This is a genomic window from Streptomyces paromomycinus (assembly GCF_003865155.1).
GTDB lineage: Bacteria > Actinomycetota > Actinomycetes > Streptomycetales > Streptomycetaceae > Streptomyces > Streptomyces chrestomyceticus.
On sequence record NZ_BHZD01000001.1, the window covers coordinates 7,386,294 to 7,400,335 of the forward strand.

At 73.8% G+C, this 14,042-nt stretch carries 8 protein-coding genes; 5 read left to right on the forward strand and 3 right to left on the reverse strand.

The features are described 5' to 3' along the window. Positions 1 to 30 precede the first annotated feature (30 nt). Together OEIGOIKO_RS43795 and OEIGOIKO_RS31790 are read right to left on the reverse strand one after the other, a co-directional pair. On the reverse strand, positions 31 to 459 hold the full coding sequence (locus OEIGOIKO_RS43795; protein ID WP_307721252.1) for a DUF6343 family protein: 429 nt from the start codon (positions 457 to 459) through the stop codon (positions 31 to 33). A gap of 160 nt (positions 460 to 619) precedes the next feature. Then, complete coding sequence (locus OEIGOIKO_RS31790) at positions 620 to 2,137, reverse strand: UvrD-helicase domain-containing protein (RefSeq protein ID WP_125059218.1); 1,518 nt, start codon at positions 2,135 to 2,137, stop codon at positions 620 to 622. Positions 2,138 to 2,808: 671 nt separating this feature from the next. Here OEIGOIKO_RS31790 and OEIGOIKO_RS31795 point away from each other — a divergent pair. The 5 genes from OEIGOIKO_RS31795 to OEIGOIKO_RS31815 all read left to right on the forward strand — a co-directional run bounded on the left by OEIGOIKO_RS31795 (position 2,809) and on the right by OEIGOIKO_RS31815 (position 12,614). Then, the gene (locus tag OEIGOIKO_RS31795; RefSeq protein WP_170252082.1) at positions 2,809 to 5,697 is read left to right on the forward strand and encodes an SNF2-related protein; all 2,889 of its coding nucleotides are present in this window, start codon (positions 2,809 to 2,811) and stop codon (positions 5,695 to 5,697) included. Continuing rightward, positions 5,694 to 7,493, forward strand: coding sequence for an SWIM zinc finger family protein (locus OEIGOIKO_RS31800; RefSeq protein WP_125056930.1), 1,800 nt, complete (start codon positions 5,694 to 5,696; stop codon positions 7,491 to 7,493). Before OEIGOIKO_RS31795 ends, OEIGOIKO_RS31800 begins: the two co-directional genes overlap by 4 nt. Positions 7,494 to 7,507: 14 nt before the next feature. Beyond that, positions 7,508 to 9,493, forward strand: coding sequence for a helicase-associated domain-containing protein (locus OEIGOIKO_RS31805; RefSeq protein ID WP_246177660.1), 1,986 nt, complete (start codon positions 7,508 to 7,510; stop codon positions 9,491 to 9,493). 192 nt (positions 9,494 to 9,685) lie between these two features. Further along, positions 9,686 to 10,144, forward strand: coding sequence for a hypothetical protein (locus OEIGOIKO_RS31810; protein ID WP_125056932.1), 459 nt, complete (start codon positions 9,686 to 9,688; stop codon positions 10,142 to 10,144). After that, positions 10,137 to 12,614, forward strand: coding sequence for a tetratricopeptide repeat protein (locus tag OEIGOIKO_RS31815; protein WP_246177661.1), 2,478 nt, complete (start codon positions 10,137 to 10,139; stop codon positions 12,612 to 12,614). Before OEIGOIKO_RS31810 ends, OEIGOIKO_RS31815 begins: the two co-directional genes overlap by 8 nt. Here the strand turns inward: OEIGOIKO_RS31815 and OEIGOIKO_RS31820 are convergent. Continuing rightward, complete coding sequence (locus OEIGOIKO_RS31820) at positions 12,598 to 13,842, reverse strand: hypothetical protein (protein ID WP_246177662.1); 1,245 nt, start codon at positions 13,840 to 13,842, stop codon at positions 12,598 to 12,600. The two genes, OEIGOIKO_RS31815 and OEIGOIKO_RS31820, sit on opposite strands and share 17 nt — an antisense overlap. Positions 13,843 to 14,042 lie beyond the last annotated feature (200 nt).

Consider the following 14,042-nt stretch of genomic DNA (forward strand, 5'->3'; position numbering starts at 1 on the left):
CGTTCGTGTGTCTTCCGTCCGGGGCCGCTCCTAGTCCTGGCAGCCGTCGCCTATTCGCCCTCGGCTTCCCCCTTCCCCGTTGTCGTCCTCGTTCCCGTCCGCGTCAGGGTGGTCTCGACCCCGGTGGCCTGCGTCGTGATCACCCGGCGGGCGGACACCCCGACCGCTTTCGAGCGGGCTGGGGCGCGGTGGTCCGGTGCCGGAGCCGTGGTCCGGTTCGTACGGCGGTACGTCCTTTCCCGGCTGGTAGTGCGGGCCTTGGCGGATGTGCCGGATCACCATCGCCAGATCCGTCGCGGCCAGTGCGGTCACCACGGCGCACGCTGCCGCCCACCCTGGCCTGCCGGCCAGCACGAAAGCGACCGTGCCTGCCGCGGCCCAGAACATTCCCCACAGCGCGAGCCCACGGCGCATCTTCAGCGGGCTGCGCGCCTGAAGTGGCTCACTGCCGGTACGCATCACCCATCTCCCTCATCACCCCTCACGACGCGTCTCGCGTCGCTCTCCGCAAGCTGTTCGCGCGGTGCCGATGTCCCTTCCAGGGTCCTCCTGACTTGGGGGCGCGTCATGTGGCCCGTGATCGTCTCGCCGCGTGCCCGGCACTTGTCGTGCCGCGGGCTCACGGTGATCTCCGAGGCAGGCCTGGGCGAGGGTCGCCGGCCGGGTGGCTGTTGATCCATGACAGGCCGCCGATGTCCAGCCGGGTCCGGGCCCGCGTGACAGCTACGTAGGCCAGGCGCGCTTCCGCGAGGTCGACGGGCCCCGGGAGCGGCTCTCCGTGCTCGTCCCGCTCGTCGAGGTCGTCCGGGCCCGTGAAATCGTCCGCGATCCGGACCGTCGGCCACTCCCGCCCTTTGGCCCGGTGCGCCGTCGATACGGTGACCTCCGCCGCTTCCTCCTCCGACAAGCGGTCCAGCGCTTGCAATACGGCCTCCGTTCCGTGCTCGTCGACCAGTTCGACCAAGGGCTGGAGGTCCCGCCCCGACGGGTCGTATCCCGCGTACTCCCGCAGCTCCTGCCAGGACTCGAAGAGCATCAGTTCGGGGTGGGACGGGCGGCGTCCCGACCGGAGGTCGTGTGCGGACTGCGCCAGCGCGGCCAGCGCTCCGCCACCACCCGCCAGGGCCACCCGGCGGCCCTGTTCGAGCTGGCGTATCACCTCCACCATCGCTCCGACGTTGGTCCGGCACAGGACCGCGTCCGGTCTGGGCACCTTTCCCAGCTCCGTGACCAGCCATGGTGAGCCGTCGAGCCGGATCGGGGCGGCGACGATGGCCAGCCAGCGGTTGGCCTCCGCGGCCAGCGCCGGGCCGAAACGGAAGGACCGGGACAGGGTCAGCTGTCTCCCGTCGAAGGTGCTCATCACGTCGCGTGCTCCGCGCCATCCGTAGATGGCCTGCGCGGAGTCCCCGACCATGACCAGCTGGGCATGCCCGCGCTGGGCGGTGAAGAGCTGTTCGACCACGGGATTGGTGTCCTGGGCCTCGTCGAGGAGAAGGAAGTCCGCCGCGATTCTCGGGCCGCTCAGTGCCCATATCTTCAGGTAGTGGTCGTGCTCGAAGCGCACGGTGCCCCGATCGGGGTGCTGGAGGTCCGCCCATGCCTTGCGGGCGAAGGGCAGGACGGCCTCCGACAGCTGCCCGTGCAGCACGTCCTCCTCGACTCCGCGCAGCCGGGGCACATGCTGATCCGTGAGGTCCGGGTCGGCGGACTGGCAGAACCGGGACACGGTACGCAGGGCCGAGTACGACAGGGCCTTGTTGCCGATCCGGCGGGCGCCGATGCGAACGGTCATCCCGGCGTCGATGCCCAGGGCGGCGCCGATACGCCAGCCCGCCTGCCGTGGGGCGTTCAGCCGGGCTCGATAGTCCTTGCCGACGGACGCGTACGCGAGCGCATGCGCCGTACTGCAGGTGATGTGGCCGGGAAAGCGCCGGGAGGCGTCCCGCGCGATCGCCTTGTTGAAAGCGATGTAGCGGCCCTGCCCGCACGGCGGGCGCCCGCGTGGGGGCGGGCAGTGGGCCAGCATCGCGAGCGTCGTGGTCTTTCCCGTGCCTGCCCCGGCCTGGATCACGAGGTGGTCGCCCGAGCGGAAGGCGTCCGCGGCGGCGGTCTGCTCGGCTGTCGGATGGTTCATGTCGGTGGTCGGACGGTTCATGGCGGGTCCTCACGTCGTGGTTTCTCCGTCACTGTGTGTGACGACGGAATCGACGGTAGCGGATCGAGGGGCGGCCGTGGGATTTCTCTCGCGGCCTGTGGATAACTTCGCTCCGGCGCTCGTCGGCGAGGCCGTTGTCAGTGCCGTCTGCTTCCATCGATCTCACACGGTCCGAACGGTTCCGAGCCTCGGTCGCGGTGCTGTCGACGCGGTTCCGGCTCCGGTCCGTCACCGTCACCGGTCGGCTGAGGAAGGGAGGGGCGGGCATGGACGACCGTAAACTCGCAGGTCGGGGTGTGGGGCAGTCGGCGGGGCGACCGAGACGTGAGCGGTGTACGGCAGGAGTGAGAGAGGGGACAGGGAGGGGAGCGGGGGCGAAGGCAGGGGACGACGGGGCGGGGACGAGTCAGGCGCGATGGGCGCGTCGGACGCGACGGGAACCAAGGAAGGGCAGCGGCATGGTGGATCGCGGAGAGGCAGCGGGGCAGCGGGCGCCTGTCGCCGGACTGCCGTCCGCCGGGGCCGTAGGGTCCGCTGCTGCCGCGGGGCGCGCGAGGTGGGAGGCGCCGGCGGAGCAGGGAGACCGGGGAGAACGGGGAGAACAGGGGAGCGCGGATGCTGCTGCGTTTGTTCGCTGTGCCGCGGTTTTCCTGCCCGCCGAGCCGCCCCGGGCCGGCCGGTTCGCTTTCTGGCGTCCGGACGGTGGCCCGCTGCCAGGCGTTCGCACGGCTGGGGGAGACGGGGCTGGGACGGCTGGGGCGCACGGTGCAGTAGGTGGAGAGGGGACAGCAGGGGCGGCTGGTGCGGCGGAAGCGGTCGAGCTCACGGTCGTGCGGCGGCACGGCAACGGAGCCCGTAGACGTACGGTCCCCGCGGTGCGGCTTTCCGTCGCCGAAGCGGTTCCGCTGCTCGCCCGGGCCCGGCACGACCCGTCCGCTCATCCCGCGGCCGCCTGCTGGGGCGCGGCCGTCCTGCACGCCCTGAACCTGGCCGCGCGCGGCCGCCTTCTGCCCGGACTGACCGACCGGGACCTCGACGCCTGGCGCGCCGGACCGCTGGAGTCCGAGGACGTCGCGCACCTGCGGGCGGTCGCCGCCGCCATGCCGCCCGAGGGGCACGCCGTTCCGCTGCCCGACAGCAGTCCGTTGCAGCTCCACGACCCCGAGCTGCTGGTCAGGGCTCTCGTGGACGCAGTGGCGGACGCGCTGCCCCGTACGCCGGCGGCGGCACACCTGACCGGCGCCCCCTTCGCGGCGGTGGCACCGCAGTATCTGCCCGGCGCGCGGGACTGGGCTGCCGAAGTGGCAGCCGGGGTGGACGCCGGGGTGCGGCTGTCGCTGCGGCTCGATCTGGCCGCCCACGGGCTCTTCGACATGCGGGCGGAGCCCGGCGCGGTGGAGGGTGACGCCTCCGCCGAGGCTGCGGCGGATCATGCCGCTGCGGAAGAACGCAGTGCCGCGGCAGCCGTCCTCCAGGTGCACAGTCTCACCGACCCCACCCTCGTCGCCGACGCCGTACAACTGTGGGAGGGCGAAGGCCCCGACCACTTCGGCCCGCGTGCCCGCGTCGACACCCTCCTGGCCCTGCGCCGGGCCGCCCGCGTCTGGCCCGCGCTGTCCCGCTTCCTGGAGCGGCCGGTGCCCGACGTCCTGCCGCTGACCGAGGAGGAGTTGTACGAGCTGCTGGGCGACGCGGCGCCCCGCCTGGCCGCCGCCGGCATCGCCGTCCACTGGCCGAAGGAACTGGCCCGCGGACTGACCGCGGCCGCCGTCATCCGCCCGGCCCCCGGCTCCGCAGCCGACGGGTTCGGCTTCTTCGACACCGAGAAGCTGCTGCAGTTCCGCTGGCAGGTGGCCTTGGACGGCCTGCCGCTCTCCGAGGCGGAGATGGACACCCTCGCGGAGGCCCACCGGCCCGTGGTACGGCTGCGCGACCAGTGGGTGCTGGTCGATCCGGCGCTCGTCCGCAAGGCCCGCAAGCGTGAACTGGGCTATCTGGACCCGGTCGACGCCTTGGCCGCGACGTTGAACGGCACCACCGAGGTGGACGGGGAAAAGACCGAGGTGGTGCCCCTGGGCGCCCTCGCCGACCTGCGCTCCCGCCTGACCGGCGAAGCTCCCGTACCGCCGCAGCCCGCCGGACTGAACGCCATCCTGCGCGACTACCAGCTCCGTGGCCTGGCGTGGCTGGACCGGATGACCTCCCTCGGGCTCGGCGGCTGCCTCGCCGACGACATGGGCCTCGGCAAGACCATCACGGTCATCGCTCTCCACCTCCACCAACGGCCCGCCGCCCCCGTTCTCGTGGTGTGCCCGGCCTCCCTGCTCGGCAACTGGCAGCGCGAGATCGAACGCTTCGCCCCCGGTGTGCCCGTACGCCGCTTCCACGGCACCGGCCGCAGCCTGGACGACGTGGACGGCGGCTTCGTCCTGACCACGTACGGCACGATGCGTTCGAGCGCCGCCGCCCTGGCCGCCCGCCCCTGGGCCTGGGTCGTCGCGGACGAGGCGCAGCACGTGAAGAACCCCCGCTCCTCCACGGGCAAGGCACTGCGCGGCATCAAGGCCCCGGCCCGCATCGCCCTCACCGGCACCCCCGTCGAGAACAACCTCTCCGAGCTGTGGACCCTCCTCGACTGGACCACGCCCGGCCTCCTCGGCTCCCTGAAGACCTTCCGCGCCGTGTACGCACGCGAGGTGGAAGGCGGCGAGGACCCGGAAGCCGCCGAACGCCTCGCCCGGCTGATCCGCCCGTTCATCCTGCGCCGCAAGAAGTCCGACCCCGGCATCGCCCCCGAACTGCCCCCCAAGACCGAGACGGACCATCCGGTCGCGCTGGGCCGCGAGCAGGCTGCCTTGTACGAGGCGGTCGTCCGCGAAACCCTGGCCCGTATCGAGGCGGCCGAAGGCATGGCCCGCCGCGGCCTCGTGATGAAGCTGCTGACCGCCCTCAAACAGATCTGCAACCACCCCGCGCAGTACCTGAAAGAGGCGGCGCCCGACCTGACGGCCCGTTCGGGAAAGCTGGAGCTGCTGGACGAACTGCTCGACACGATCCTCGCGGAGGGCGGCGCGACACTGATCTTCACCCAGTACGTGGAGATGGCGCGCCTGCTGGAGAAGCACCTGACCGCGCGCGGCATCGGCAACGCCCTCCTGCACGGCGGTACGCCCGTACAGGCCCGCGAGGAGATGGTCGACCGGTTCCAGTCGGGCCGCACCCCGGTCTTCCTGCTCTCCCTGAAGGCGGCCGGCACCGGACTCAACCTGACCCGGGCCGCCCATGTCATCCACTACGACCGGTGGTGGAACCCGGCAGTCGAGGAACAGGCCACCGACCGGGCCTACCGCATCGGCCAGACCCAGCCGGTCCAGGTCCACCGGCTCATCGCCGAGGGGACGGTCGAGGACAACATCGCGGAACTGCTCACCGCCAAGCGGGCCCTGGCGGACGCCGTCCTCTCCGGCGGGGAGACGGCCCTCACCGAACTGACCGACGCCCAGCTCGCCGACCTCGTCTCCCTGAGGAGGGCCGCATGAGCCGCCGCCCACGCCCCTTCCCCGGGGACGACGGAGCCGACCGCTTCCCGTCGCCGGGTGAGGGCCTTGCCCCGGCCGCCCGTTCCGGCCGCGGTGTCGGACCGGCCCGCCCGGGGCATGCGGCGGGGGACCTGCCGCAGTCGCGGCGCCTGCCCGAACACCTGGACCGTGCCGACCGGTCACGGACGTTCCCGCCCCTGCCGCAGCGTTCCGGCGCCCGAGGGCTGTTCGCCGAGACGTGGTGGGGAAGCGCCTGGCTGGACGCGCTGGAGACCACGGCCCTGGACAGCGCCCGACTCGCCCGCGGCCGTACGTACGCGCGTGACGGCAACGTCGACACGGTCAACATCACCCCCGGGCGCATCGCCGCCTCCGTACGGGGCAGCAGACCGCGCCCGTACAACGTGGTCATCCGCCTCCGGCAACTCACCGCCGACGAGTGGGCCGTCCTCCTGGACTCGGTCGCCGCCGAGCCTGCCCAGCTCACCGCCCTCCTGGCCAAGAAACTGCCGAAGGCCGTCGCCGAAGCGGGCGTACAGCTGCTGCCCGGCCCGGGCGACCTGGTACCGCGCTGCTCCTGCCCCGATCACGGCAACCCCTGCAAGCACGCCGCCGCGGTCTGCTTCCAGGTGGCGCGGCTGCTGGACGCCGACCCGTTCGTCCTGCTCCTCATACGCGGCCGCGGCGAACGCGAACTCCTCGACGAGCTCTCCCGCCGCAACGCGACGCTCACCGCCCGCGAATCCCGCAGCGCACAGCTCGCGTCGCCGGGCACGGCCGCCGGGCCGCCGTCCGACGCCCGCAGCGGCCCCCGCGCCGACGCACGGGCGGCGGCTGCCGCGGGCAGGGCGGCGAGAGCCGCCACCGCGCCGGGGAGTTCCGGAGCGCGGGAGGAGAGCGGGGCGCGCGAGGGCGCGGAAGCGGAGTACGCGCCGGATTCCGCGCCGTCAGAGCCGGTCCGGCAGGTCCGTGCGCCCCGTGGCGTGCTCGCCCGTGCTGCCCTGGCCGACAGGCTGCTGCCACCCCTCCCGCCACCAATGCCCCTCCCGCCCCAGCCTGGGTACGCCCCCGCCCTCCCGGACGCCGACGGCCTTCCCCTGGACGCGGGCGCCCTCGAATTCCTTGTCACCGACGCCACAGCCCGAGCGCACGCCTACCTGAGCCACATACGGGCCACCGCCCCGGAGGCGCGGGGCAGCAGCCTGGAGTCGCAGGCCACCGTCCTGGAGTCGCAGGCCACCGTCCTGGAACCGCAGGCCGGTGGCCCACGAGCCGCGCTGACGCAGTCGACCGGGCCGGGCCTCCCGCAGGTGCACCCGGCCGGACCGGACCACCCGCAAACCTCCGGCCGGTCCCCGTTTCCCGCCCTCACGACCTGGCAGGACGGCATCAGACTGGCCGCGGCCGCCCATCCGACCGCCGGCCTGACCTCCACCACCCGTGCCCTCTACCGCGACCTCGCCGCGGCCACCGACCGTACCGTCACGGACGTGGCGCGCGCCGTCGCGGCCTGGCGCCAGGGCGGCCTCGAAGGGCTGGACCTGCTCGACACCACCTGGAACCCGCCGGCCGGTGACTTCGACCGCGCCCGCAGCGCCCTGACCGCCGCCGGCCTCCCCTCCCTCCGCCCCCGGTACAACCACCTCACCGACCCGGCCCGCGGCATCCAGCTCCGCTTCGGCCACGACAACCGCTGGTACCCGTACGAATCCGACCCCGGCACCGAGGACTGGTGGCCCACCGGCCGCGCCGACACCGACCCCGCAGGGGCCCTCACCGCGCTGCTCGGCCGATGACTAACCTCGGGACCGTGGAAGGTCTCGACACACTCACCCGATCCCTCGCACAGCGCACCCCCGACGAGCTGGCCGCCCTGCTCACCCGGCACGCGGAACCGCTGTCCCGCAGGCCGGCCCCGACCAGGCTCCGAGAGCTGGCCGGGGCCCTCTGGTCGTACGAAACCCTCCATCACACGGTCCTCCATCTCGACCACCCCCGCCTTCACCTGCTCGCCTCCACCGCCCGCATCAGCCAGGACCTGGCCCGCAGCGCCGCCCCCGTGCCCGCGGCCCCCACCGCCGGAGCCGACTACCAGTCGCTGATGGCGCACCGGCTGTCGTTCCCGGACCTGGCCACCGCACCGGTCCCGGCGGACGACGCCTTCCGGGCCCTCGGCGCCACCGCCCCCGGCCCCGCACGCGACGCTGTCACGACCGCACTGGAACTCCTCTACGCGGACGGGCTCGCCGCCCCCACCGAGGACGGCGCCATCGTGATCCCGCCGCGCACGCCGCAACTCCTGGCCGCCCACGACCTGGGGACCTTCACCCCCGTCGCCCCGCGCCTTCCGGAATCCGCCGTACCGGAATCCGCCGTACTGGAAACTGCCGCACCGGAATCCGCCGCTCCGGGATCTGCCCCTCCGGAAGCCGCCACAGCGACAGCCGCCGCACCGGAAGCGCCCGCTCCTGCCGCGGCCTTCCTCCGGGACGAGTCCCAGGCGGCCGCATCGACCCTCGCCGCCACCCTGGACCGGCTGCTCGCGGCGCTCGCGGCCCAGCCCGCGGCTCTGCGCAAGACCGGTGGCCTGGCGCTGCGCGAGATCAAGCGGCTGGCCAAGGCGGCGGGGGCTTCCGAGGCCCGTACCCGCCTCCTGCTCGATCTCGTGCTCGCCGCCGGCCTCGTCGCCCTGAAGCGGGCTCCCACCGGCATCACGGCGGTGCCCACCGGGGCGTACGACGCATGGCTGGCCGAGGCGCCCGGTGAACGGCTGGTGCCGGTCCTCACCGCCTGGACCACTCTCTGGGCCATCCCCACGTACACGCCTTTCGGCGAAACCCCCACCGCCTTGGTGCGCGGCGAGGACCGGCACGCTCCGGCGCTGCGCCATGCGCTCCTCAAAGCTCTGGCCAGTGCCCCGGCGGGCGGGCAGCCTTCCCGGCTCCCGGCGGGCACGCCCCTCTCGGCCAAGCCGTCCGGGGCGCCGAGCCGCCGGCCCGGCCTGCCCGCTCTTCTCGACGCCGCGGCCTGGCACCGCCCGCTGGCCGTCGTCGGCGATCCGCTGGCCGAGGACCGTACCGCGCACATCCTGGACGAGGCCGCCTTCCTCGCGCTCGTCGCACACGGTGCTCTGACCCCTCTGGGGCATGCCCTGCTCGCGACGTGTCCAGCGGATCCCGAAGCGCTCCGCTCACATCTCCGGGAGCTGCTTCCGCCGCCCGTCGAGCAGGCCCACTTCCAGGCCGATCTGACGGCCGTCGTGCCCGGGCCCCCGTCCGCTTCCCTCGCGGACTTGCTGTCCTCGGCCGCCGACCGCGAGTCCGAAGGGCACGCCGTGACCTGGCGGTTCACCCCGGCGTCCGTACGCCGGGCGCTCGACGCCGGACACGGAGCCACGGACCTGCTCGCCGCACTCGCCGAGGTGTCCGCGGCAGGTCCTCTGCCGCAACCCTTGACCTACCTCGTCCAGGACGCCGCCCGTGCCCACGGCCGGATGCGGGTACTGCCCACCGCCTGCTGCATCCGCTCCGACGACGAGGCACTGCTCCGCGAACTCGCCGCTCACCGCGCCCTCCAGGCCCTCGGCCTGCGCGCCATCGCCCCCACCGTCCTCGCCAGTGCGCGACCGCCCGCCGAGACGCTCGAAGCGCTCCGAGGCGCCGGTTACGCTCCCGCGCTCGAATCCGAAACCGGCACCGCGTCCGTCGAACGCCCCACTGGCCACCGCACCGGCGTCCCCTCGTCCGGCTCCGCCACCGCGCCCCTGGCCCTGGCCCGACGACTCCTTTCGGGGTGAGGGAAGCAGCGGAGGGCGGTGACTGTCAGTGGGGTCAAGTAGCTTGGGAGAAGAAGGAGTCGGTGAGGCGAGCGGAGGGAACGGGCGAAGCGGGCGGGGGACTTCCTCCCCTACCGTGGCAGTGACGCACCGTGACAGCGAGCACGTCCGTACACCTCGTACGGTTCGTACGGCGGGAACAAGGGGGGACCGATGGACGCGGAGTTGACGGCGCTCGCGACGGCGGGGGCGACGGCGCTGGTGCAGCAGATGGTGACCGAGGGCTGGACGCAGGCGCGGCAACGGGTGGCGTCCTTCCTCGCGCGGCGCCGGGGCGGCGGTGAGGAAGAAGCCCTCGAAGGGGAGCTGGAAGTGTCGCGCACGGAGCTGGTGACCGCGCAGCGGGACGGTGACGAGGACGGCGCGGCCGACGTGGCGGCCGAGTGGCGGGTGCGGCTGCGGCGGGCACTCCGCGACGACCCGGCGGCGGCCGAGGAACTGCGGCGGCTGCTGGCGGAACTGCGGCCGGACGAGGGCGCCAGGGTCGAGGTGCGAGAGGTGCACAACTCCATCAGCGGCGGAGTGCATCACGGGACGACCATCCAGGCCGGCGTGGTGACCCGGCTGGACCAGCGCGGCGGTGGGTTCGGTGAAGGGCCCGCTCGTGGCTGACCTGGAGCCCGGCGCTCCCGCACCCTCCTCCGCAGCCGATGCGGTCCCACCCGATGAGCCCGGCACGCCCGGTCCGGCGCCCGCCGGTGTGCGGAACGAGATCAGTGGCGGGACGGTGTACGGGGCCGTCGTGCAGGCCCGGACGATCGGCACGGTGACGATCCAGGAGGCCACCCCGGCAATCGTGCCGGGTGCGCCGGTGCCCCGTACGCTGCCCCCGGTCACCCGCCATTTCGTCGACCGTGACGCCGTACTGGCCGAGGTGACGCGCTTATTGGACGAGGCGTCGCCGAAGGGCGACGCCGACGGCACGGGGGATGCCGGAGCGCCTCTCGTGGTCGTCCTGTGGGGGCCGGGCGGTGTGGGCAAGACGGCCACCGCTCTACGCCTGGCTGCCGCGCTGCGGGGGCGCTTCGGGCAGGGCGAGCTGTACGCGGACCTGCGCGGGGCGTCCGCCACGACCGCGGCCGCGCCGTCCGACGTGCTGTCGCGCTTCCTGCGCGACCTCGGGGTCCACCGGGACTGGATACCGGCGGAACCCGACGCCCAGGAGAGCACGTTCCGCAGTGTGACGGCCGATCGGCGCGTCCTCACGGTGCTGGACGACGCGCATTCCGCCGCGCAGGTACGGCCGCTGCTGGCCGCGTCACCGGGCTCCCTGACGATCGTGACCAGCCGGGCCGACCTGGGCCGCCTGGTGATCGAGTACGGCGCACACCCCATACGGCTCGGGCCGCTGCGCACACCCGACGCGGTGGGGCTGCTCGCCCGCCTGGGCGGTACGGGCCCGGGAGTCGAGGCAGTGGCGCGGCGGTGCGGCGGCATGCCGCTCGCCCTGTGCGCGATCGGGGCACGTGCCGCCGGCCGGCAGCAGCCGGACTGGGAACTGCTGGAGCGCGAGATGAGCACGAACGGCGAGGACGAGGCGGCGCCTGCACCGCATGGCGCGGCCACGGCGGGCGACGCGGCACCGGCCGCCTCGCCGGATTCTGCACCATCCGCCGCAGCTGACCCCGCCGCCGCAGACGCCCCACCAGCCACCACGGCGGAGGAGCCGATGCGCGGCGCGATGGACGCCTCGTACGGGCATCTCTCGGAGGCAGCGGCCCGGCTGTTCAGGCTGGCGAGCCTGCGCCCGTGGCGGCATCTGACGCCGGGTGCCGCCGCGGCCGCCGCAGGAATCGCCGAAGACGCGGCGGGCTCCCTGCTCGCCGAACTCGCCGACGCACGGCTGCTGGAGGACGCGACCGGCGGGGAAAAGGCGGCGGAAACCGGGCCCGAGGGCCGCGCCGACGCTTCCGGCCAGGTGCGTCACCGGCTTCACGACCTGTGGCGGGAGTACGCGCAACAGCGTGCACTGACCCAGGACGGCATCGCGGGTGCCGCGGCAGCCGTCCGCCGCATGCTGCTCTGGTACGTGCGGGCCGCAGCCGCGGCCGACGCATGCGTGCTGCCGGGCCGCTGGCACCTGGGGCCCGCGTACACACGGTTGGCCGGGCGGCCCGCGGCCTACGAGAACGGCAGCAGCGCACTGACCTGGCTGCGGGACGAACGGGAAAACCTGGCGGAGGCGGTACGGGCCGCGGCCGACCACGGACTCGACGACCTGACGTGGCAGTTGTGCGAGGCCATGTGGGGGCTGCACCTACGGCTCGGCTTTCACCAGCAGTGGGTCGCCACCCACCGGCTCGGCGTCGAGGCCGCCATCCGTTGCGCGGAGGAGTGCCCCGAGGCCGAAGGACGGATGCGCGCCCAGCTCGGCTTCGCCCACCTGGGACTGGCGGAGTACGGGCAGGCGCGGGCGCAGTTCGCCGGGGCGGCCGCCGCCGACCGGCGGGCCGGACACGTGCGGGGTGAGGCGACGGCGGTGGAGTCCCTGGGACTGCTGCAGCTGAAGCAGGAGCGGTGGAGCGATGCCGCCGAGTGCTTCCGGACGGCGAGACGCCTGGCGCGGCAGGTCGGCGATCCGCGTGCCTTGGCCCTGCTCGAACATCACCTCGGGCGGGCGTTCCAGGGCATGGGCCGCCACGAGGAAGCGGTCGTCCAGCTGCGGCACGCGCAGGAACTGCTACGCGCGCTGCCCGACCCGTACAACGAGGCTCGGGTGCTGATGAGCCTCGGGCGGACCCTCCTCGATGCCGGGCGTGCCGAGGAGGCGGACGAGCCGCTCGAACGGGCCGCGTCGGTCATGGCTGCGGAAGGATCGGTGGTCCAGCAGGCGGACCTGGCGGAACTGCGCGCCGACCGGGCCGCTCTGGCCGGGGACACGGCCGGTGAGAGCCGGCATCTGCGGGCAGCGCTCGGCTTCCACGAGAGGACGGGATCACCCAGGACCGGTGCCGTACGGGCACGGCTCGACCAGGTGGAGTCCGCCGCCCGGCGGAGGGACGCTCCAAGTGGAAGGGCCGGCGGGAAGGCCGGCAGGGAGGTCAGTGGCGAGGGCAGTGGTGAGGTCAGCGAGGAGGGGTGATCGTCACCTGTAGGCGGTGGCTCGTGCCGCCCGTCACCACGACCAGGCCGTCGAGGAGTTCTTCGACGGGCTTTCCGCGCTCGTACCAGGCGTAGAGGGCCGAGGCGTAGACGGCCGGATCGCACAGGTCGCGGTGGCCGTCCGGGCCGGGCGCCGCGGTGAGGGTGACCAGGCGCCCGTCCGGAAGGCGCACGAGGCAGGTGTCCGGCGCGGTGACGCACGCGGCCATGGCGCAGTGCCGGTGGCGCCGCATCGCCTCCCGTGTCCACGCCGCCGGTTCGGGCCGGGAGTCGTGGAGCACCAGGTCGGCGAGGGCCAGCCGGGTCACGTCCGGGACGTCCTCGTGGACGGCGGTGTGGGCGCCGGGGTGGGAAGTGGTGGGGGAGGCGGTATGCGGCGGGGCCTGGGATGTGGTGGGGGCGGCAGCCGGGGGTGAGGCCGGGGTAGCGGTCGGCTCCGGGCCCCGGGGCGGAGCCGGGTGCGCGCCGAGACCGTCCGCATGGCGGGTGACGGCTATCTCGGGAGGCGCGGCGGGGCGGTGGTCGCGCAGGTGGGTCAGGACCTGGAGGGGAGCCAGGAGCGGCGGGGCGGGCGGGATGTCGGAAGGCAGGTCACCGTACGTGGGGTCGAGCAGCCGCGGCAGGTAGGCCGGAGCGCTGGGCTCGGCGAGGCCCATGAGGCCGTAGAAAGCGCGGCGCAGCAGTGCGGCCGAGCTGCCCGGAGAGGAACTGGCCAGGGCGGTGAGCTGGGCGTGACGGTCGGGGTGGTGGTGGGCCAGCAGCTCGTCGAGCTGGGGGAGGAGCGGTTCGTACGGGCGTAGCCGGGGAGCCGTGCGGCCCAGTTCGGCGACGGGCGACGCCGGGTCGAGGTCCGCTTCCGGGAAGGCACCGAGCAGGACGGGCGTGCCGATGGCGGCCGCGTAGTACGTCACGCTGCCGTGATCGCCTATGACGGCGTCGGCGGCGGCCAGTACCTGCCGCCACGGTCCGAGCGGCGGGACGACGGTCAGCCCGGCCTGTTCGGCGCGGCGCAGCCAGGCACGTACCTGACCAGGGCCGTGACCGTGCCAGATGTTCGGATGCAGGACGGCGCAGCGGCGGTAGGCGTCGACGGGCAGTTCGCGGGTGAGGCTCTCCAGAAGCCGGGGGAGGACGTCGTCGGCATCGCCGAACAGGGAACGCGGCCCCCAGGTGGAGTTGACGACGACGAGCCGCTGGCCGGCGGACACACCGAGTGCGCGGCGGAAGCTGTCTCGGTGGGGGAGCGCGGCCAGCAGGCGGTCGAAGCAGGGATCACCGGCGAGTACGGCGGTACGGGCAGCGGGCGGGCAGGCGCGGCGGAGACGTGTGAGCTGTTCGGGGTGGGACAGGACGGTCGTCGTCGCGACGGGCGCACCGTCCCGCAGCAGCCACTCCGGCGAGAGCCCGA